18 protein-coding genes and 1 tRNA gene are annotated in these 19,660 nt (G+C 61.6%); 5 read left to right on the top strand and 14 right to left on the bottom strand.

Annotated features, from left to right (window positions below; genetic code table 11):
* Positions 1 to 5 precede the first annotated feature (5 nt).
* Complete coding sequence (locus EHF33_RS09425; protein WP_124870493.1) at positions 6 to 1,406, bottom strand: RtcB family protein; 1,401 nt, start codon at positions 1,404 to 1,406, stop codon at positions 6 to 8.
* Between the two features lie 212 nt (positions 1,407 to 1,618).
* The gene (locus EHF33_RS09420) at positions 1,619 to 2,851 is read right to left on the bottom strand and encodes an MFS transporter (protein WP_241191122.1); all 1,233 of its coding nucleotides are present in this window, start codon (positions 2,849 to 2,851) and stop codon (positions 1,619 to 1,621) included.
* Positions 2,852 to 2,898: 47 nt separating this feature from the next.
* Here EHF33_RS09420 and EHF33_RS09415 point away from each other — a divergent pair, with 47 nt between their 5' ends.
* Entirely contained in the window at positions 2,899 to 3,363 is a 465-nt protein-coding gene (locus EHF33_RS09415) for a CAP domain-containing protein (RefSeq protein ID WP_124870491.1), read from the top strand.
* A gap of 83 nt (positions 3,364 to 3,446) precedes the next feature.
* On the opposite strand, the gene EHF33_RS21455 is transcribed toward EHF33_RS09415, so the two are convergent.
* The gene (locus EHF33_RS21455) at positions 3,447 to 5,123 is read right to left on the bottom strand and encodes a DUF4394 domain-containing protein (RefSeq protein ID WP_241191121.1); all 1,677 of its coding nucleotides are present in this window, start codon (positions 5,121 to 5,123) and stop codon (positions 3,447 to 3,449) included.
* Between the two features lie 374 nt (positions 5,124 to 5,497).
* Here EHF33_RS21455 and EHF33_RS09400 point away from each other — a divergent pair, with 374 nt between their 5' ends.
* The 4 genes from EHF33_RS09400 (at position 5,498) to EHF33_RS09385 (ending at position 9,332) form a co-directional block, all read left to right on the top strand.
* Positions 5,498 to 6,697 (top strand): heparan-alpha-glucosaminide N-acetyltransferase domain-containing protein, encoded by a 1,200-nt coding sequence (locus EHF33_RS09400; RefSeq protein WP_124870488.1) that lies wholly within the window; start codon positions 5,498 to 5,500, stop codon positions 6,695 to 6,697.
* A gap of 127 nt (positions 6,698 to 6,824) precedes the next feature.
* Positions 6,825 to 7,886: a hypothetical protein gene (locus tag EHF33_RS09395; RefSeq protein ID WP_124870486.1), complete on the top strand. Its 1,062-nt coding sequence runs from the start codon at positions 6,825 to 6,827 to the stop codon at positions 7,884 to 7,886.
* A complete protein-coding gene (locus tag EHF33_RS09390; protein ID WP_124870483.1) occupies positions 7,887 to 9,188 on the top strand; it encodes a polysaccharide deacetylase family protein in 1,302 nt (433 codons plus the stop codon).
* A 59-nt stretch (positions 9,189 to 9,247) separates the two neighbouring features.
* Positions 9,248 to 9,332 (top strand) — tRNA-Leu (locus tag EHF33_RS09385).
* Positions 9,333 to 9,423: 91 nt separating this feature from the next.
* Here the strand turns inward: EHF33_RS09385 and EHF33_RS21450 are convergent.
* From EHF33_RS21450 to EHF33_RS09335, 11 genes are all read right to left on the bottom strand, one after another.
* Complete coding sequence (locus EHF33_RS21450; RefSeq protein ID WP_241191120.1) at positions 9,424 to 9,687, bottom strand: GNAT family N-acetyltransferase; 264 nt, start codon at positions 9,685 to 9,687, stop codon at positions 9,424 to 9,426.
* A 9-nt stretch (positions 9,688 to 9,696) separates the two neighbouring features.
* The gene (locus EHF33_RS21445; protein WP_241191119.1) at positions 9,697 to 9,969 is read right to left on the bottom strand and encodes a hypothetical protein; all 273 of its coding nucleotides are present in this window, start codon (positions 9,967 to 9,969) and stop codon (positions 9,697 to 9,699) included.
* Positions 9,966 to 11,459 carry a DUF4127 family protein gene (locus tag EHF33_RS09375; protein WP_124870480.1) on the bottom strand — a complete coding sequence of 498 codons (1,494 nt, stop codon included), beginning with the start codon at positions 11,457 to 11,459 and terminating at the stop codon, positions 9,966 to 9,968. Before EHF33_RS09375 ends, EHF33_RS21445 begins: the two co-directional genes overlap by 4 nt.
* Positions 11,456 to 12,247 carry an alpha/beta hydrolase gene (locus tag EHF33_RS09370; RefSeq protein WP_124870477.1) on the bottom strand — a complete coding sequence of 264 codons (792 nt, stop codon included), beginning with the start codon at positions 12,245 to 12,247 and terminating at the stop codon, positions 11,456 to 11,458. Before EHF33_RS09370 ends, EHF33_RS09375 begins: the two co-directional genes overlap by 4 nt.
* Positions 12,248 to 12,297: 50 nt before the next feature.
* A complete protein-coding gene (locus EHF33_RS09365; RefSeq protein ID WP_124870474.1) occupies positions 12,298 to 13,683 on the bottom strand; it encodes an FAD-dependent oxidoreductase in 1,386 nt (461 codons plus the stop codon).
* Positions 13,680 to 14,066 carry a hypothetical protein gene (locus EHF33_RS09360; protein WP_124870470.1) on the bottom strand — a complete coding sequence of 129 codons (387 nt, stop codon included), beginning with the start codon at positions 14,064 to 14,066 and terminating at the stop codon, positions 13,680 to 13,682. The genes EHF33_RS09365 and EHF33_RS09360 overlap by 4 nt, the downstream gene beginning before the upstream one ends.
* Before the next feature lie 19 nt (positions 14,067 to 14,085).
* Positions 14,086 to 14,475: a hypothetical protein gene (locus tag EHF33_RS09355; RefSeq protein ID WP_124870467.1), complete on the bottom strand. Its 390-nt coding sequence runs from the start codon at positions 14,473 to 14,475 to the stop codon at positions 14,086 to 14,088.
* A 4-nt stretch (positions 14,476 to 14,479) separates the two neighbouring features.
* Positions 14,480 to 15,397, bottom strand: a complete 918-nt coding sequence (locus EHF33_RS09350; protein ID WP_124870464.1) for a carbohydrate ABC transporter permease — start codon at positions 15,395 to 15,397, stop codon at positions 14,480 to 14,482.
* Positions 15,398 to 16,231: a carbohydrate ABC transporter permease gene (locus EHF33_RS09345; protein ID WP_124873036.1), complete on the bottom strand. Its 834-nt coding sequence runs from the start codon at positions 16,229 to 16,231 to the stop codon at positions 15,398 to 15,400.
* 118 nt (positions 16,232 to 16,349) lie between these two features.
* Complete coding sequence (locus EHF33_RS09340) at positions 16,350 to 18,404, bottom strand: beta-N-acetylhexosaminidase (protein ID WP_241191118.1); 2,055 nt, start codon at positions 18,402 to 18,404, stop codon at positions 16,350 to 16,352.
* Complete coding sequence (locus EHF33_RS09335; RefSeq protein ID WP_124870461.1) at positions 18,401 to 19,636, bottom strand: ABC transporter substrate-binding protein; 1,236 nt, start codon at positions 19,634 to 19,636, stop codon at positions 18,401 to 18,403. The genes EHF33_RS09340 and EHF33_RS09335 overlap by 4 nt, the downstream gene beginning before the upstream one ends.
* Between the last annotated feature and the right edge of the window lie 24 nt (positions 19,637 to 19,660).

The following is a 19,660-nucleotide window of genomic DNA, read 5'->3' as shown; positions in this document are numbered from 1 at the left end:
GTGTGTCAGATGTCTTCGCTGCCGCTGTCCATTCTGACCACTTTGGGCCGGAACTCGCCCAACACGTCCACCAATTCGCTCTGAGCAGCGATCACGTCCTGAATGCGCTTGTAAGCCTGCGGCGCTTCGTCGATGCCGCCGCCGAGCAGGGTCACGCCTTTGTCTTTCAGGTAAGCGCTGACTTCCGACTTGCTCAGCGTATTCTGAGCGGCTTTGCGCCCGAGTTGGCGGCCCGCGCCGTGCGAAGCGCTGGCCAGCGAAGGAGCGTGACCTTTGCCGCGCACCAAGTACCCTGGATCGGCCATGCTGCCGGGAATCAGGCCGAGTTGTCCGGCGGCGGCAGGGGTGGCTCCCTTGCGGTGAACGATGAGTTCCGAGCCGCCGACCTGCTCTTTCCAGGCCAGGTTGTGGCTGTTGTGGGCGCTTAATGCGGGCGTCTGGCCCAGCGCTTTGGCGATTCGGGCATGAATCTGCTCGTGGTTGGCCAGCGCGTAACGGCCCGCCAGGTTCATGGCCTGCCAATACGCCTGGCCCTCTTCACTGTCCAAGCTGAGCCAGGCCAGCTTTTTGGCGCTGGGATGCAGGGTCGGGTGCAAGCTCTCGGCCAGCTTGGTGAAGTGACCCGCCACCTGCGCCCCAAAGCCGCGTGAGCCGCTGTGGGTGAGCAGGGCGAGGTACGTTCCGGCGTCCAATCCCAATTCCGATTGACCCAGCGTAAAGCTGCCGAACTCGGCGAAATGGTTGCCGCTGCCCGAGGAGCCGATTTGATCGGCGGCTTTGTCGTGCAACCGGCGCAAGATCGGCTGGTCATCCCAAACCGCTTCGTCCAAGACGTCGTGGCCGATGCGCTCACGGCGCTCGAAGCTGACGCCAGCACCGAAGCGGGTGTGCTTTTGCAGGAGGGCCAGTGCTTCGGCAGTTTTGAGGGTATCGGCGGGCACGGCAAAGACGGAGAGGCGCATCGAGCAGCCAATGTCAACCCCCACACCGTAAGGGATCACCGCGTTTTCAGCGGCCAGCACGCCGCCAATCGGCAGCCCGTAGCCGACGTGGGCGTCGGGCATCAGTGCTCCGGCGCGGGTGATTGGCAAGCGCATCGCCACGTTCATTTGATCGCGTGCGCCCTGATCGATCAGGGCCGCGCCAAATTGGGCATACGGCAAGGCGGCGGAGCGCAGGGCGTCGGCGGCGTGCAGGTCGGTGTGGGCCTGCTGAGTCAGCAACTCGCGCACCAAGTCGGCGTAGACGCCACTTTGAAAGCCAGCCGGATCGGCCTTGACCTTTGAAAGTTCATCCAGAATGGCGCTGCGCTCCAAGCCAGCCGCTTCCCGAAGCTGCGCGGCGGCCAGAGCCAGCCCAATGCTTTTGTTGGTAAATCCCAGTTTGGTGATGTATTTGCCGTTCATGGTTCGTTCCTAAATTGGATGAAGTGAAGTGGAGCGTGGGCTGCCTGGTACGGGGTCTGAATCTGAACTTTGCCTCATGGCTGGCCCTCCTTGGTGTTGGCTTACGGCACAGTCTGCCGCGCCGCGCCGGCTTTTGCCTGCGCCAAATGGCTCACCACCGCCAGAATCTGGCTAAGCCTTGTGACTGAAAGGCTGTAACCAAATAGCCTTGCTCAGTCTTCCGAAGCCTGCACTGCGCCTCTCCCCTGCCCCAAACGGCGTCCGAGGCCCCAGTAGTACAGCTGCGCCAGCAAAAACACGCCCGCGCCCAGCCAGAACACCCGCACGCCGCCGCTTTGCCACAGTGCTCCGCCCAAAACCGGGCCCAGCGAGTAGCCGAGCGCTTCGGTGGCCATCACCACGCCCCAAGCAGCGGCGCGGTTTTGCGGCGGGAGGGTCTGGCCCACCAGCCCGTTCCAGCCGGCCATGAAGGTGCCGTAGCCGAGGCCGATCAGCGCGGCGATCAGCCACAACGAACGCGTCAGCAGCTCGGCGGAGTAGCCGGCCAGCCCAAAAGTAAACGCCAGCAGCAACAGTCCCGGCCCCAGCACGGAGCGGGGGCTGAGTTGGTCGGCCAGGCGGCCCGCCAGCAGCAGCGCCGCCAGCAGGCACGCTCCGCCCAGCATGGCTGGCCCCAGCAGATCGGTGAGGCTGAGGTTTAAGCGCCTCAGCAACGGATAAAACAAAGTCACCAACAAGCCTGGTGCGAGCATCTGGGCAAAGGCGGCGGGCAGGAGGGCGGCGACTTTTTGCCACTGGGCCTTCCAGTGCTCAAAGCTTTGGCTTCGCGTCTCACTGCCGCCGGTTTCCCCACCACTCAGGCGCAACGCTGCCAAGCTCAGTGCCAGCACCGTCACCACCGCTTGTGCGGCCAGCAGCAAGGTGGGCACTCCGGCGGGCGAGCGCAGCATCAGTTGGCCGATGCCCAGCGTGCCCAGCGCGATTCCGGGCGCGACGCTCAGGTTGGTCACCGACAGCGCCCGCGCTTCACGCCCGGTGAGGGCGTACTGCTGCGACACCGCCATCACGCTGGGCCACAAGGCCGCGTAAAAGACGCCCCAAACAGCGGCCAGCACCAGCAGAGGCCAAAAGCCCGCGCCACCGAGCACCGCCAGAATCACGCCGAGTCCCAGCACGCTGCTGCCGATCAGCGCTCCGCCGAGGCCGAGGCGCTGCGTCACCAGACCCACCGGCCCTTTGGCCAGCGCGTCCATCAGATAATGAATGCCCACGATGCTGCCGACCTGAGCGCTGCTGAGGCCGTACTGAGCGGCCATCAGCGGCAAGAACGCCACGACCAAGCCTGCCCGCACAAACTCGCTGACCATCAGCAGGGCGATCAAGCGTAGAGGCAAGCTGGGCCGAGTCCAAAGCACGCTCCAACTTAGCGCGTTGGCTGGCTTCACATCACGGCCTTCACTTTCTTCATCTCAGCGACTTTAAGGTAAACGTTATGAAGTTGCATTTGCTGGCGTTACTGGCGCTCCTCCCGCTGAGCCAAAGCCACGCTGCCGGTTCAGAATCGGCGCTGCTGAGCGGCATCAACGCCTTGCGTGCTCAGGGTATTTCCTGCGCGGGAGTCTCTCGCCCCCGCAGCGCTCCGCTGACCTGGACGGCCACCAACAGCAGCGCGGCCCGTTTGCAGGCCACCTACATGGCCCAGACTGGGCGCGTCAGTCACACCGGAGCGGGCGGCACTTCGCCGCGTGTGCGGGCCGCTTCGACCGGTGTGCGCGGCCCCAACATGAGCGAGATCATTTATCTGAATGTGGGTTTGAACGCTTCTCAAGCTGTGAATTGGTGGCGCAACTCGCCGGTTCACTGCTACGCCCTGACCAATGCGGCTTACACCAAAGCGGGCATGAGCATCGTGCGGGCCGGGCGCGGCACAGCCTATGTGATGGTGCTGAGCAACTGAGCTGAGGCGTGAGGAGGGCACCAAAGAAAGGGGCGAGGAAATCTAAGTTCCCTCGCCCCTTTCTTTGATAACTGAATCTTGGCTTACTTGGTGGGCAGCATCACCGCTACGCTTCTCAGGGTCAGGCTGGGGATGGTCGTCTTGAGGGTGGCCGCGCCCGTCGCCAAATTGAGGCTATAGAGCGTGGTGGAGGTGCCGGCGCTGACGCTCAGGTAGGCTTCGTCTAGGCCGTAGATGTCCAAGCCGGTGTTGGCAGTGGCGTCCACGCCCAGCGGCCCAACCGTGTTGAGGACGCTGAAGTTGCCTGCCGGAGCCGGATCAGCCGCGCTGGTGTGCTTGACCAAGATGTCGAGGTCGGCGTCCACACTGTAGAGGGTGGTGGCGGTGGCGTCAGGTTTGAAGTCCTTGAAGCTGTTGGTATAAGCGGCGGCGACCAAGTTGGGATTTTTGCCGGTGTTGGCGTCGGTGGACAGGAAGGTGAGGGTACCGTCAGCCGTGACCGTGCCCGACGTGGCAGCGGTGGTGGCCGGAGTCAGGCGGTAGTTCATATCATTTGCCGAGAGGACGCGCAGGCGCTGAGCCGCCGGGTTGAAGTCAATGACCTGCGCCGTGCCGACACCCGGAGTCGCTGCCGACACGGTAAAGGTGGCCGCGCCGCTGTCGGTGTTGATGGTGTAGAGCTTGCCGTTGGTGGTCAGGCCGGTGAGCAGACCGCCGTTGGTGTTGAAGTCGATGTCGGCCAGGGTTTCGCCACTGCCGAGTCCGGTGATGCTGGTGGTGGTCAAGCTGGCCGCCGCGTTGTCTGCGCCGAACTTGGCGAGCTGCCCGCTGCTGGTCAGGCCGTAGACCAAGCGGCCCTGCGGCGCGGCGGGCACGGGCGCGGCAGGCAAGCTGAGGGCGATGCTTTTCAGGGTCAAGCTGGGAAGGGTGGTTTTGAGGGTGGCCGCGCCCGTCGTCAGATTGAGGCTGTAGAGGTTGGTGCTCCCGTTGCTGCTGGCGCTGAGATAGGCTTCATTCAGGCCGTAGATGTCAAAGCCGGTGTTGCCGTCGATGTTGATGCCCAGTGCGCCCACGGTATTGAGGACGCTGAAGGTGCCTGCCGCGTCCGCCGCGCTGGTGTGCTTGACCAAGACATCGAGGTCGGCGTCCACGCTGTAGAGGGTGGTGGCGCTGGCGTCAGGCTTGAAGTCCTTGAAGCTGTTGGTGTAGGCGGCGGCGACCAGGTTGGGGTTTTTGCCGGTGTTGGTATCGCCCGCGATGTAGCTCAGCGGGCCGTCCAGGGTCACGGTGCCTGCCGTGGCAGCGGTGGTGGCCGGGGTCAAGCGGTAGTTGATGTCGCCCGCCGAGAGCACGCGCAGACGCTGAGCGGCCGGGTTGAAGTCGATCGCTTGCGCCGTGCCGACACCCGGAGTCGCTGCCGATACGGTAAAGGTGGCCGCGCCGCTGTCGGTGTTGATGGTGTAGAGCTTGCCGTTGGTGGTCAGGCCAGTGAGCAGACCGCCGTTGGTGTTGACATCGATATCGGCCAGGGTTTCGCCACTGCCGAGTCCGGTGATGCTGGTGGTGGTCAGGCTGGCAGCGGCGTTGTCTGCGCCGAACTTGGCGAGCTGCCCGCTGCTGGTCAGGCCGTAGACCAAGCGGCCCTGCGGCGCGGCGGGCACATTGGGCTTGGGATCAGGCTTGGGCGCGGGCAAGGAAGTACAAGCGGCCAAACTCAGCGCGGCGAAAAGGGCAGCAGACGGAAGAATAATTTTGTTCATGGTTCTCCTTACGGATAGGGCAAAATGAGGAAGCCTCGGTACTTAGAGCATTTGTCAAAAAAGAAGTTCTTTTTTGACCGACTAACGGGAGTGGAATAGAGAGAGCATTTGGGAGGATGGATGGCTGAGCGTGCTTTTTGCTCAGACATCTATTCGCACAGATGCTCTAGGCCAAAACCGCCGACTCCAGCTTGCGGATGGGGGTTCGTTTAGAGGTATCCAACTCTAAGGGGGGTTGGATGTGGAAGCACGCTTAGATAAACACAAGATGAAAGAGCTGGTGAAGCGTTGAGCTGAGCGTGAAGGGTGAATTTCCCCACAGCCGCGCTGACCGCTTCATCTTCAGCGCAGGACAAAGGGAGCAGACTGCACTCATGAGTGCGCCCACTTCTGAGCAAGCTGAACTTACGGGCAGCGGCGAGCGTTTTCCCGACACTGCGCCCAAGCCGGCCACCAGTCCAGAACTCGCGGCCCCGTCGCCACCCCAGGAACTGGAACTCGGGCAAGTCGCCGCGCCCGCCTTTAAGCGCCGCTTGGTGGCACTAGACGCTTGGCGCGGCATGACCATTTTGCTGATGTTGCTGGTCAATAACGTGTCGCTGGGCCAGTACACCCCCGCCCAACTCGTCCACGCGTCCTGGGACGGGGGCCTGACGCTGACCGACTTGGTGTTTCCGTGGTTTCTTTTCTGTGCGGGCGCGTCCATTCCGTTCTCGCTGGGCAAGCGCACCGAGAGCCGCTGGTGGCCCGACCGAGACACCGTCATCAAGCTGTTTCAGCGGGCCATTCCGCTGTACTTGGTGGGAGCGCTGCTGACCAGCGTGGAAAACAAAAGCCTGATCTGGGGATTGGGCGTGCTGCAACTCATCGCGCTGGCCTCGCTGTGTGCCGGACTGTTCGCCCGTTTTCCGTCGCTGTCGCGGCTGGGCGTGGCGCTGGGGCTGCTGCTCGGCTACCGATTTTTCCTGCTCAGTGCTCCGTTTAGCGAAACGGAAAATGCCGTGCAGCAAATCAACGACTTGTTTCTGAGCGGCATTGGTCTGCGCGGTCTGACCTCGGTGATTCCGGCCACCGCCCTGGTGCTGCTCGGCAGCGTGGCGGCTCAACCTCTGCGCGACAAGAAACGCGAAGTGCCGCTGCTGCTCGCGCTCGGCGTGGCGCTGACGGTGGCGGGCTGGCTGACGGCAGATTCGCTGGGCTTCAACAAAGCGGTCTGGACGCCCTCCTACATCCTGTATTCCGCCGGACTCGGCACGCTGGGGATGCTGGCCTTTTATTTGGTTGGCGATACCCGCCGGGGTCAGTTCGCTTGGCTGCTCAGCCCCTTTACAGTCGCGGGACGAAACTCTTTATGGGCTTACGTCTTTCCGATTTTGCTCAAGCTGTGGATTCTCAACATTTGGCAAGTCAACTGGACGGGTCAGCAACGCAGCATCTTGGCCTCGCTGCTGACCCTCGCGCAACGGCAGTTTGGGGTTCAGGGCGGCGGCTGGCTGTACACCCTGGGCTACGTGGGCGCGGTTTGGCTGGCGCTGTGGGTGCTGGCGCGGCGCAATTTCATCTGGAAGCTGTAGAAGGAGAGCGCCGCTTGCTGCCTGCGCGTTTCATACTTGGCTGACTGCCGCCGAGTACCTTAGAAAACTTAGTACCTTAAAAGAGTCGTCGCTCCTTGTTTTTTCTTCTCTCCCACGAGGTTTTCTGATGTTTAATTTCCCCACTTCCAAAGCCCAAATCCTGCTGGCCCTTCCCCTGTTGCTCGGCTCGGTCTACGCTGCTGCCCCGGCCCCCGCCCCCAAAGATGCCGCCTACGCTTACGGCAGCTCCGCCTTCAATGCGCTGGCGCAGGATTCTTACGCGGTTCGCGCCCTCAAAACGCCGGAGTTCAGCACTTGGCTGGAGGGCAAATACGCCGCCGCCAATTTTCCGCTGAGCGGCGGCAAAACCCTGCTGGCAGGCTTGGCGGCCCGCAAAGCGGCCATTGCGGCGGCCAGCGGCGACCAGCGCGATCAGTTGGCCCAAGACACAGCGCAGTGGGCACACACCTTCATCAAAAAAATTCTGCCGAATTTCAGTTTGGAGCGCGGCTACGAGTTCGCCTACGCCGTCAGCAGCGGGCAGCGCCAGTGCTTGCTGCAAAGCCTGCTGATCTCGGCGCTGCTTCAGCAAACCGGGCTGGACGCGGGCGCAGTAATGGTGTGGCAAAACGACAAGGGGCAGGAGAGCAACCTCGGTCACGTCGTGGCGCTGGTGAGGCTGCCCAGCGGTAAGGCGGCTCTGCTCGACGACGCCAGCGATCCCAAGCCGTTTATGACCCACCAGGGTCTGCTGCTGCGCGACGGTGACGCCTACCGCTTTGTCCACCCCGTGTATGACGGTGAAAAGATCACCGGCTTCAAGCGGCCCGACACCCAGAAGAGCGTGGCGCTGGCCTCGGCGCGGCCCCTCGACCTGGCTTACCTCAAGTCGCAAATCAACTACTACCGGGGCGAGCGCACTGACGGCGGCTTTATGGGCGCTGGCGGCAATTACGCCGGCAAAAGCACCCAGACTGGACTGGCCCAGAGCGCCAAGTTCTTGCAGCAGGCCATCAGCGACGATTCCCAAAACGCGCTGGCGACCTACGTGCTGGGTTTGGTGCAGCGCAAACTCGGCCAAAACGTGCAGGCCAAGGCCAGCATCTTGGCGGGCGTCAAGCTGTATCAGGTTCAAGGCCACCTTCCGGCTGGCCCCGCCGACGCGCTCAAATGGGCGCAGAGCAACTAAATGCGTAAGGTCAATGTTCTAGCCGCTTTGCCGCTGGCCCTGCTCACGCTGGCTTACGCCCAGAGTCCCATTTCCATTCCGGCCAAACCTCTCAAATTGCCCGGTGAAACGCAGCCGATTGCGCCCGGCACCCGCCGAGCCGCGCCCATTCCCGAAATCACCCTGACCCCGCCGGTAGCTCAGGTGCTGAAAATCCAGTATCTCAGCAACGGTCACATCGAAGTGGCGGGCGCGGTGGTGCTGTTGCAACCGAATGAAGTGGATCAGGCCCGCCAATTGGCTGCCCGCGTCGCGGCCCGTACCCTCGCGGCGCGGCCCAGCCTTAGCGAGGTGGACGTCAGCATATACAACAAAGTGGGGTACGGCGGCTTCGGCGGCCCGCTGCCAATTCTGACGCTCAGCGCTCCGCGCAGCCGCATCAACGAGGTCGCGGCGTGGGCAGCAGGCAGCGCCACGTATGACCGGGCTTGGGAAGCGCTGGGCAGCGTCACGCCCGGAGGCGGCGACACCGGCAAAATCGCCGACAAGGTGCGCGAGCAGACCATCAACTTTTACGGCAGCGTGGATCAAAAGCTGGCCGACGCCCGCACCCGTAGCGCCAGCCAAGTCAAGGGCGGTATCCAGGATGGTCTGCTTTACGGCGGCAATATCCTGAGGCCCCTTGCCGCCCTGACCTTCGACGACGCCCCCCACCCGATGTACGAGCCGCTGCTGCTGGATTTGCTCAGGCGCGGTCAGGTAAAGGCCACCTTCTTCGTGATTGGCCGCAACGCCCGCGCTTACCCGTACTTCGTGCGCGACATGGTGCAGCAGGGCCACGAAGTCGGCAACCACACCTACCACCACGTCCGGCTGCCGCCGCTGAGCCTCAATGCCGCCATCACCGAAATGAGCCTGACCAACCAAACGCTGCGCCGCCTCACCGGGCAGCCCATCAAGTACTTCCGGCCCCCCGGCGGTGATTACACTCCCCAAACATTGGACGCGGCGCGGGCGCTGGGCCTGAGCACCGTGTTCTGGACGGATGACCCCGCCGACTTCCAAAACCCCGGCGACGCGGTGCTGGAAAGCCGCTTTGACCGCAAGCTCCACCCTGGCGGCATCGTGCTGCTCCACGACAACGCGGTAGAGACCATGAATGTCTTCGGTGATTTTCTCAAGTATGCCAAGCGGCGCGGCGTCAGCCTGACCACCGTAAGCGAGATGCTTGCCGGCAAGAGCGCCGGCCTGATGAAGCCGGCAAGCCCAACACAAAGTGCCAAAAAAGGGCTAAACATTGACAAGCTGGGGCAGGGCCACTAAACTCTATTTCGCTTGTCCTGTACAAGTGTTTGTGGAGTTTATCTCCCGTACTTGGCTTTGCTGGGGTGGCGGAATTGGTAGACGCGCACGCTTGAGGTGCGTGTAAGGTAACTTGTGTGGGTTCAAGTCCCATCCTCAGCACCAAACAAAACGCTAGGTCTCTTAACTTTGTTTTGAATCCTGAACCGCCGAGAAACCTCACTCGGCGGGCGTTTTTTTGGCTTGAGAGAAAGCGTTAAGGCGTCATACGAGCGCTCTCAAACTCCCGCCGCAGCATGCCCAGCTTGACGCTGTCCCAGCGCTGCCCATCCCAGCTTCGGGCTTCGGGAATGCGGGCGCACTCGCGGTAGCCGACCCGCTCGGCGGCGCGGATCATTCGGGCATTGCCGCTCATGGTGATGAGGTGAGCGGGCTTCTCGGCAAAGGTGACGGCTGTCCAGAGATTCAGCGCCCGCGTGCCGAGACCGCCGCTCCAGTGCTGCGGATCAAAAATCACCACGCCGAGTTCTTACCAGCCGCCGCCTGAGGGAGCCTCCTCGAAGCGGCTGAGAAAGCCGATGCACTCGCCGCCTAGCGCCACGATCTGCTGATCTTCATTCCAAGGACTCGCGTCGGCGCGTTCGGTGTAGGCTTCAAAACTCAGGAATGGGCACTCTTTGTCGAAATACGGCCCGTCCCAGCGCTGCCATTCGGGGTTTTGTTCGGTGTACATCCAGCGGTAGAGCGTCGGCAAGTCTTGCGGCAGTCGGGAACGGACGCTCAGAGCGGATAAGCGACTCACTCGCTCACCGTCAGCGGAAACACGCCCGTGAACAGTCTCGGCCACGCCAAATGCGCCGCTCCTACGTCCAGCTTCAGGCCGCTGTCGGCAAAATGCCGTTCCCACAGCGCCCAAATCTGCGGCGTGATGCTGGCCTGCAAGTGCTGTTCGGCGTCTGCTCGCTGCACCCCCAAATCGTAAGGACTCGGCGCGTCCAACTTGCCCCGCACCTCGGAGCGCACGGAGGCCTGATACAGCGCGTCGTCCACCATCTGCGAAAAGAGAGCCTGAACCTGCACGGCGCGGCTGACGATGTTGCCGGAGAGTTTGCCGAACGCCACGGCGCTGCCCAGCGTGTTTCCTGCTGTATTCCAGGCCGAGTAGCTGGCGAGCTTGGCAAGGGGCAAGCCTTGCAACATGGCCCACAGCCGCCGCTCGGCTCCGTTGGGATAGGCGATATCGGCCAGCGCCACACGGCGTCCGGCGGCCAGCTCCTCAGTCAGACGGTCAACAAAGGCAGGGAGGTGGCGCTCAGCGGTGTCCACGCTAGCAAAATCCGGTTGGCGGTTGGCTTGCCGCTTGCCGGGAGTGTTGACCATCAGCACGAAGTCGGCCTCGGCGGGGGTGTCTGCAATTCGGCAGCCTGCCGCCCGCAGGTGGGCGCGAATCAGTTCGCCAGCGAGCCTGTCTTCGTAAATCAGCTCGGCGTTTTGACCGCCCAAGCCGCTGTAAATCACGTAAGCGCGTTGCGACGCCGGACTCAGGGCGCGGGCGATCAGGGCGCACGGCACCTCATCGGCTCCAGGGTAGATGTCCACCTTGCTCCAGAGTTCCAGTGCGTCGGTTTGGCCCTCCAGGGCGCGGCGGTCGAGCGCGGCCAGCCCGTATTCGGCGGTGTCGTCCAGCGTCAGGCAGAGGTGCTCGATGACGCCCGACTTCGCCAACTCCAGCGCGGCGAGGTGCAGGGCGTGGTTGCGCTTTCTGGTGCCCAGCCAATCGCTGAGGATGTCGGGCGGCAGGGCGGCGCGGGCCTGCTCCAGCGCGGGGCGCTCGCCTTCACCGTGCCGGGAGAGGCGGTCAGCGGCCACGCCGTAAGCCCGCAGCCAGTGGCCCCATTCGCCGTAGTAGGGTTTCTCCTCGTGCGGGTCGTTGTCGTGGGCGACGCGCACCACCACCCCGAAAGCGTAAATCTTGAGAAGCGGATTGAGCGTCTTGATTTCGTTCAGCACTTCTAAGCGTGCCAGCACTTCCGCCAGCGAGTCCGTGACGCGGCGGGCCGGAATCATCCCGCCGAGCGTCAGGGTTTCCAGACAGACCACCAGCACGTCCGAACTGGGAGCCATTTTGAGCAGCCATTGGCGCAGCTTGCCGGTGTCGCCGGGCGTGAAGAAAAACGGCAGGGCTTTTTGGGGCGGCACGCCGACTTCAGCCCCCACCATCTGGGCCAGTAAAGTCGGCAAGCTGAGGGTCACGGGGCGGGTATCCGGCGGAACCAGCAGCAGGCGCGTCACCCGCCGAGCAGCTCCGTCACCCACGTCACCACGTCGCCGCGCATGTTTTGGCTGGTGTAATGGCCCACCCCTGGATACACGCGGGCGCTGAATTTCTCGGGGCAGCCTGCCGTTTCGTAAGCCCGTGCCAGCGCGGTGGCGGTGGGGGCGTGGTGCTGCTCAAAAGGAAAAATCGGGTCGCTGTCGCCGCTGAGCAGCAGCAGAGGCGTGGGCGCAAAGCCCTCGGTGTGGGTGTTGGGGCGCTGGGCTTCCAGAAAAACGCGGACGCCGGGGGCGTTGACGCTGGGTTCTTCCCAGACACCGGAGGTGATCAGCGCCGCCGCGCCGCCGATGCGTTTTTCCTTGCGGGCGAGGGTTAGCGCCACGTAGCCGCCCATGCTGCTGCCCGCCACAAAGAGGGGGAGCCTGCTATTGGGTTTGGGGCCGAATTCGTCTTGCAGCACCGTGAAAAACGCCTCGGCCTCGGCCACGCTGCGGCGGGCACTTTCCCAGACAAACTCGCGGTGGTTGAGGCCCGTCTGGTTGAGCGCCCTTTCACCGTGCAGCGGCGCGTCGGGGATGATGACGGCCACGCCCTGAGCGGTCAGCGGCGAGTAGACGCCGAGCTTGCCTTCCTTGGCCGCGCCCGCGCCGTGATAGACCACCAGCAGGGCGCAAATCGGCAGGCTGGGCCGCTCCACCAAACACGGAATACGGGCAAAAGTGCGCCGCTCGATGCTGTACGGCACGCCGCCGATATTGGGCGCGGCGTGCGGGTCGTCCACTGAAAAAGTGCGGTCATCGGTCATCGGTTCTCCCCCATTTGACCCGCATTCTCTCATAAAGCTGGGCATCTGGCTTAAACGTTGGCCCCCCACTCGCGCAGCCGCTCCCGCAAAGCTGCGCCCCCAACTCGCCGCACGTCGCCGCCGTACTCCCGCGCGGCCCACGCCGCCGCCACGCCCGCCGCTTCGCCCATGCTGTGACAGTTTTGCTGCACTCTGATAGAACTCTGCGCCTCGAAGCTGCTGCTGGCCGATCTTCCCGGCACCAGCAGATTGGAAATGCCCTGCGGCACAATCGCCCGGTAAGGAATCTCGTGATAAGCGTCGGCGGCAAAGTAAGGCGCGGTGCCCTCACGTTCGTGCAGGAGTTTGGCCCCGCCTTTGACGCTGTGAATATCCACCGGGTAATGGTTTTTGCAGATGCTGTCTTCAAACTTGCGGCATTCCAGAATATCGGTGAGGGTCAGAGTGTAGTCACCCACAATGCGCCGTGTCTCGCGCACGCCGACCATCGGGGCGTAGGTTCCCAGATAAGCGTCCTCGCAGCCCGGCAAGTACAGGCGGCAAAAGTTGATGAGCCGCTCAATGCTCTCCCGCCCGTCTGTTTGGGCTGCTGACAAATGCCAGGGATTTGCGCCGTCGTTGAGGTCGGCCCGGATGCGTGGGCAGTTGAAACTCAGCTCACTGGCTCTGCCCGGCACGCTGAACGCTTGGAAGTAATCGCCGTCGCGCTCTTCCAGCACGCCGTCTGAAATGGCTTGCCGAAACAGCGGTTCCAGGCTGCTCTTTTTGTTCCAGACCATCCAGAAGTGCATGAAGCGCGGCGATTCTTGCCACTGGCCGTTTTGGGTCAGGAAAGCGCACAGCCGCTCCAAGTCCACCCCTGCCAGCGAGAAGCGCAGGCTCATGGCCTGGTGCAGGCCGTCCTCGTCTCCGGCGTGAAAGGGGACGCCCGCCGCCGCTGCCACGTCCGCGTCTCCGGTGGCGTCGATAAAGGCGTCGGCGCTGATGGCCTGCAAGCTGCCTTTGTTGTGAATGACCAGCGAAGTGATGCGCTCATCCTTCACAATCGGCGCAACCACGTTGGTGTGATACAGCACCTCGCCGCCCGCTTCTATAAGCATGCGCTCCAGCACATACTTGAGGCCCTCGGGGTTAAACCAGTTGTCGTTGCCGCCCCCGTCATGTGCGCCGTCGCCGCGTGAGAGCAGGCGGGCTTTGAGCTGATCAGTCAGGCCCCGGTTGAGATTGACACCCCCTGAAACATTTTTCATCAGCGGCGTAACCCAGGCGTTGGTTCCGGTGCCGCCCAGACTGCCCTGCGCTTCCAGCACCAGGACTTTTGCGCCTTCGCGGGCCGCCGCTATGCCTGCAATGGCCCCCGCCGTGCCGCCGCCCGCAATCAGCACATCCCAGCGCTGGGGGAGGTGGGTGTAGGGCAAGCTGAGCGGGAAGTTCACTTGATATTGACCGTGCCGTAAGACTTGCCGTTGACGAAGACCTCGAAGGGATTGGTTCGGGCGGGCGTGCCGGGATCGGTGTAGATCTCCGCTACACGGCCCGTGACGGGCGGGCAGCCGACGCTTCCGGCCAGTGGACGTCCCTGAACAGAGAAGGCCAATCGGCTGGCACTGCGCCGCTTGGCTTCAAAGTTGGTGAAGTGATAGCAGCCGCCATCAGCCACACTGACCGTGACCGTGAGCGCTTCACGGGCTCCCACGCTGTCGGGCAGCTTCACGTCAAGCACTTCCAGCGCAACCGGCGGACTACTCGCCCCGCTTGGTTTGGTTTGACAGGCGCTCAGGCCGAGCGTCATCAGTAGAAACATCCTCTTGAGATTCACCGTTGACCTCCCTACTGGCTTACGGGTTGACTGTGACCATGCCATACGATTTGCCGTTGACGAAGACTTCAAAAGGATTAGAGCGGGCGGGATTGTCAGTGTCAGTGTCAGCATAAATCACGTCTTGGTAGGCGGCGTAGGCGAGGCAAACCACGTTCTTGCCAGTTTTTTCGCTGCCCTGCGCGAGCAGCTTGAGTGACGTCTTCGTGCGCTGCTGCACTTCAAGGCTCTTGAATTTGAGGCAATCACCCACCAAAACCGTGACTTTGATCGGCAAGTCTTCGCTGGCTCCGATGCGGTCGGTGAACGCCACTTTGGTTACGTCCAGCAGTACTGTTTGAGTGGTCGGCCCACCCTGACAACCCGTCAACGCCAGCGCCGCCAATCCCAATAAAGGCCAAGTTTTCATGCGTTTACCCCTTCACCGCGCCCTCGATCCCCTTCATAAAGTAGCGTTGCAGCGAGGCGAACACAATTAAAATTGGAATAATCACCAGTACTGCGCCTGCCATGGTCGCCCGACTGTTGGTCGCAAAAGTACCCGATAACTCCAGCAGCCCCGCCGAGAGCGGCAGCATTTGCGGGTCAAGCGGCAAAATCCGCGCCCACAGAAAGCTGTTCCACAGCGCCACGAATTCCAGAATGGCAAACGCCGCGATGGTCGGCATCGACAGCGGCAACATGATCCGCCGCCAGATGGTCAGCTCTTTTGCGCCGTCGATGCGGGCGGCCTCGATCAGCTCGATTGGCACGCCCATGTACGCCTGACGAATCAGAAACAGCCCGATGATACTCGCCACGCTCGGCAGCACGATGGCGGCGTACTGGGTAATGGTGTCCCAGACAGGGCCGCGCTGTTCGAGTAGACCCAGCTTGATGGTGGTGATGTAATTGACGATGAGGCCCGCTTCGTTGGGCAGCACCACTAGAGCAAGGATGGCGTAAAAAATCAGGTCGCGGCCCGGAAAGCGCATTTTGGCAAGGGGGTAGGCCGCCAGTGCCGCAAAAGTGACGCTGGCAATCACGCCCACCGTGCAAATCACGACGCTGTTGAGCACCATCCGCAAAAAAGGAACGGTGGTGCCGCTCAGCACTGCCGCGTAATTCTTGAGGCTGAGGCCGCTGGGCAGCAGCTTGGCCTCGTAGATGTTGCCGGTCGGCTCCAAACTGGTAATCAGCGTCCAGTAAAACGGGTAGAGCATCACCAGCGCGATGGTGGTCAGCACCGTGTAGGCCGCGAAATTATGCAGGCGCGTGCGCCGCCGTTTCTGCGCTCTGAGATGAGCGGCCTGGGGAGAGGTGGTGGGGTCAGTCTTGGGAGAAGTGGTCATTTAACCGTCCACCCGCCCGCCGCGAGTCATCTTGAAGTTGATCAGCCCAAACACCAGGCTGATGACCGCCACCACGATGCCTGCCGCCGCCGCGTAGCCATAGCGGAAGTCCTGAAAGGCCTTGGCATAATTGAAAAACAGAGCCGTATAGGTGCTGCCGACTGGCCCGCCCTGCGTCATCACGAAGATTTCCTCAAAGACTTTGACGGCGCTGATGGTGCTCATCAGGCTGCACACCAAAATGGTGGGGCGCAGGCCCGGCAAGGTGATATTTACAAAGACCTGCCAGCGCGTGGCTCCGTCGATCACCGCCGCTTCTTCCAGCTCCCGCCCGATGCTTTGCAGGCCCGCTAAATACAGCACCATGTAATAGCCGATGCCCTTCCACAGCGTCACGAACATTACCGCGTAGAGCGCTGAGCCGGGGTTGTTGAGTAGGCTGCTGTCGCGCTGCATCAGGCCGAGGTGCATCAGCACGAAGTTGACCGGGCCGGACTGCTGGTACATCCATGTCCAGATCAGACCGACCACCGCGAACGAAGTTACGACGGGCACGTAGTAGGCAGTGCGAAAAAAGCCGATGCCTTTGAGGGGACGGTTGACCAGCATCGCCACGCCAATGCTGAGAAGCTGAATAAACGGCACCACCAGCAGGTATTTGAGGCTGTTGACGACGCCGCTCCAGAATTGCTGATCCTTGATGAGTTCGCGGAAATTGTCCAGCCCGACAAACTCTGGCGGCGAGATGATGTTGTATTTGGTAAAGGCCAGATACGTGCCGAAGATGACCGGCCAGGTGTGGTACAGCATCAGCAGCGCCAGAAACGGCAGCATGAAGCCGTAGGCCAGCAGCGTGGTGCGAATGGTGCGGCGGCGGCCTGCGCTTAGGGGAGTTGGGGTGGGGCGGGTTAAGCTCAAGTTGTTTCCTTTAGAGTGGCGATTGCTCCCAACTTCACTTTCCCACCACTGTCAGCCCCACCAGCGTCGGATTGGCCTGCTTGCTTTCGCTTATCAGCGTCACCGTTTTAATCACTTGATCGGGCTTGGGATTGACCCAATCCAGCACGCCCAGATTCACGGCCAGCCCGTCTTTGGTTTGGCCGCGCCAGCCCGGAGCCTGCACCATGCTGCTCGGCGTCAGTTCCGTCCAGGCGCGGATGTGGCGGCCATATTCCAGCGGTTGCACGATTTTGCTGCCATCGGCATAGGCGATTTCGTAGCGGCCTATCAGCTCGCGGTTGACGGGAGTGGTCCAGCCCGTGGTGTGCAGGAAGGCGAGGCGGGCAGCTTTCTGGTTGAGTTCAATGGTGGCTTGCGTGGGCAAATCCGACGCCGCGCCTCTCGCACCTTTGAGCATCACCGCCCCGCTAATGGCAAAGCGGTACGCGCCAATTTTGACATTTCCGGTGGGCAAGCCTGACAAATCGATGTCTGGCCCCTTGTGAATCCAGCCGTTTTCGTCGTTGTCGGCCAGCGTGCGGGTTACCAGTTTGGAGAGGTCGACCAGTTGCCCGGCGTGCTGAGCGTAAGGCGTCGGCGCGTAGAGGTCGCGGTAAGTCGTTTCGGCCAATGTGGGGTCCACTTCGGCCAGCGGTTTGGCGGCGGGGTTCCAAAAGCTGTTGCCGCCGCGCACATAATTGACGCCCTGATCGGCCTGACCGTCCCAGATGCTGGGATTGCCGAAGTAGCCCGTCCAGCGGGTCTGAATCATGCCATTTGCACCACGTTTCAGCGCCGCCGCCGCATACGTCTCGGTATTGAGCGGGTCGCCCCAGCTCGTGCCCAGAGCGGTAAATCCAGCGTCTTTGATGGTGCTGAGAATGGGGTAATCGGGAGCCGGATTGTAGTTCCACGAAGCGACGGTCAGGTCTTTGGGAAGCTGGGCGGGCAAGCTGCTCACCACCGAATCGGCAAAGGCGGCGTCGTGCCAGATGATCGTGCCCACGTTCATAGACTTCAGGTAATCGTGCAGCTTGATGGTGTCGTCCACGAACAATTTCTCGAAGCCCACCGCTTTGCCGTTCTCACGGGCTGGGAAACGGTCACGGTTTCTGACTTCGTCGTGGCCGAGGTGAATCTGCTTGGGCTTAAAGGTTTCCACCGCTTCCTTGAGCACCGGAAACAACACACGAGTGTACGTTTCGGGGTTGAGCGTGTCGTAGGCGTAGGGATTTTGAGACTGCGGGTCTTGCACCAAATCTAGGTTTTTGCCGCCCTGAAACATCCAGGCGACGTGACCCAGCGTCTCGATCAGCGGAATCGGCTCCAGGCCGTAGCTGCGGGCCAGGTCGGCCACCCGCGCCGCCTCCGCCTTGGTTGCCCCGCCCGCTGAGGCCCAGCCGCCCGCTCTGGCCACGTCCCACTGCACGTAATTGCTCATGATCAGCACGGCGTTGTATTTGAGTTCGGCCAGCATCGGAATCAGGCGGTCATTGACGCCTTTGCTGTACGAGTCGAGGTAGATCATGGCGACACGCTGTTTCAGGCCCGGAAAGTCCTGAATGCGGGCAAAGCGCAGCCCAGCAGGCGTCAGCAGTTGCCGCAGCGTCTGAGCGCCGTAATACGCGCCCCTGGCATCGGCTCCGACGATGTAGGCTCCCCCAGCATCCACCCACAGCGCGTAGCCTTCCGGCTGCTCGGTATACAGGCCCGCTGCTTTGGCTTTGGCCGCCAGTTCGGTGTCTGCGCGGGTGCCGATGGTGATATTGAGCTTGCCACTGTCGGCTAATTTTTGCTCCAGGCGGGTTTGCCACTCGGCTTTCAAATCACGCGCTGCCCAGCTCAGTTCCGGTGCGCTCCCCACCAATTTGAGGCCCAGATTCGTGAGCGGCAATACTCCGGCGGAAAACTCAGCTTTCTGCGGCGCGGGAATCAGCACTTTGCTGGGTTGGGCCGCCAGCGCGTCCAGCACAGGAGTCAGAGCGGCAGGCGCAGCCAGGGCGGGCGTGAGAAGAAGGGCAGCGGTAAGGAGTACCTTCTTTCCTCCCTTTCCCACAAGTCCAATCACAAACTGGCGTTCCAGGCTTTCACAATATCGTCGAGCGCCGCTTTGGCCGTTTTCTGACCCAACATGGCCGCTTCGACATTATCTTTGAAGACTTTGTTGAGCTTGGAGGCGTCAGGATAGATCAAAGTCAAGTCTTTGGCTTTTTTGAGTTCTTTGCTGCTGACCAGTCGGCCTTGATCGGTGGCGTTGGTGCCGCCCGCTTTGAAATACTTGTCGCCGCTGGCTTTGACCGTCGAAGGAAAGGTCGTCTGGGTCACTTTGGAAAAAGCCAGTTGATTGGTGTCGTTGGTTAAAAAGAGAGCCAATTTCTGGGACAGTTCTTTGTCTTTCACGCCCTTGGGAATCACCATTCCCATCAGTGGCGTATGAATCAAGTTTCCAGCAATGTTAATGGGGTAAGGCGCGACTTTGGTCAAATTATAGACATCTTTGTTGTCGTTGGCGACCCGCAAAATAAACTGCGGCCCAGTAATCAGCATCGCCAGTTTGCCCGAGGAATACAGCTCGGTGGCCCCCACATAGCCGCGCCGCATGGTGTCTTCAGGGATATAGCCTCTTTTGTAGAGGTCAACATAGGTTTGGAGAAGCTGAATGTGCTTGTCCGAATTGAAGACGGCTTTGCTCTTGTCGCCACTTAAAATCGGTAAGCCTGCTTCTTGAAACAAGTACAGCAGGCCCGTGCCGTTGATGTTGGGCATAAAGCCGTACAAGCCGGTTTTGTCTTTGACTTGCTTGGCGGCGGCGATCATGGTTTGAATGGTCAGTGGGGGTTTGTTGGGATCGAGTCCGGCTTTCTTAAAAATGTCGGTGTTGTAAGCGACGACTTTGGGTGCCCAGTACCACGGCGTGCCGTAGACTTTGTTGTCAAAAGTAAAAGTGGACAGCGGCGAGGCGAAATAGAGTTTCTTCTGGGCGTCACTGAGCGGCATGGCTTCCAGTGCGCCCTGCTGCACCATTTTCACCGTCATGTCGCTGCTGAGATTCACCACGGCGGGCGGGCGGCCAGCGGCGACGGCAGCCAGCAGCTTTTGCTCGATGGCGGTGGCGGGCACGTCCACCCATTTCACTTCTACAGTGGGGTTTTCTTTTTCAAACTGGGTAGACAAGCGGTTCATCTCGTCGTTAAACAGCGGCGCGAGCGAGATGGTCCAGAATTCAAGAGTGGTCTTTTGAGCGCTGGCCGCAGAAGCGCTGAGCAAAGCGGCGCTCAGCAGCAGATTCCTTTTTAGCATTTAGCCAATTTATCCTGTCTTTGG

The sequence above is a fragment of the Deinococcus psychrotolerans genome (genome assembly GCF_003860465.1).
In the GTDB taxonomy this organism is placed as follows: domain Bacteria; phylum Deinococcota; class Deinococci; order Deinococcales; family Deinococcaceae; genus Deinococcus; species Deinococcus psychrotolerans.
This window is presented reverse-complemented; position numbering and strand designations above follow the sequence as displayed.

Bases quoted from the DNA above. Each gene is read 5' to 3' on its own strand.
- EHF33_RS09425 (WP_124870493.1), bottom strand. From the start codon at position 1,406: ATGAACGGCAAATACATCACCAAACTGGGATTTACCAACAAAAGCATT.
- EHF33_RS09415 (WP_124870491.1), top strand. From the start codon at position 2,899: ATGAAGTTGCATTTGCTGGCGTTACTGGCGCTCCTCCCGCTGAGCCAA.
- EHF33_RS21455 (WP_241191121.1), bottom strand. From the start codon at position 5,123: ATGAACAAAATTATTCTTCCGTCTGCTGCCCTTTTCGCCGCGCTGAGT.
- EHF33_RS09400 (WP_124870488.1), top strand. From the start codon at position 5,498: ATGAGTGCGCCCACTTCTGAGCAAGCTGAACTTACGGGCAGCGGCGAG.
- EHF33_RS09395 (WP_124870486.1), top strand. From the start codon at position 6,825: ATGTTTAATTTCCCCACTTCCAAAGCCCAAATCCTGCTGGCCCTTCCC.
- EHF33_RS09390 (WP_124870483.1), top strand. From the start codon at position 7,887: ATGCGTAAGGTCAATGTTCTAGCCGCTTTGCCGCTGGCCCTGCTCACG.
- EHF33_RS09370 (WP_124870477.1), bottom strand. From the start codon at position 12,247: ATGACCGATGACCGCACTTTTTCAGTGGACGACCCGCACGCCGCGCCC.
- EHF33_RS09355 (WP_124870467.1), bottom strand. From the start codon at position 14,475: ATGAAAACTTGGCCTTTATTGGGATTGGCGGCGCTGGCGTTGACGGGT.
- EHF33_RS09350 (WP_124870464.1), bottom strand. From the start codon at position 15,397: ATGACCACTTCTCCCAAGACTGACCCCACCACCTCTCCCCAGGCCGCT.
- EHF33_RS09345 (WP_124873036.1), bottom strand. From the start codon at position 16,231: ATGCTGCCGTTTCTGGCGCTGCTGATGCTGTACCACACCTGGCCGGTC.
- EHF33_RS09335 (WP_124870461.1), bottom strand. From the start codon at position 19,636: ATGCTAAAAAGGAATCTGCTGCTGAGCGCCGCTTTGCTCAGCGCTTCT.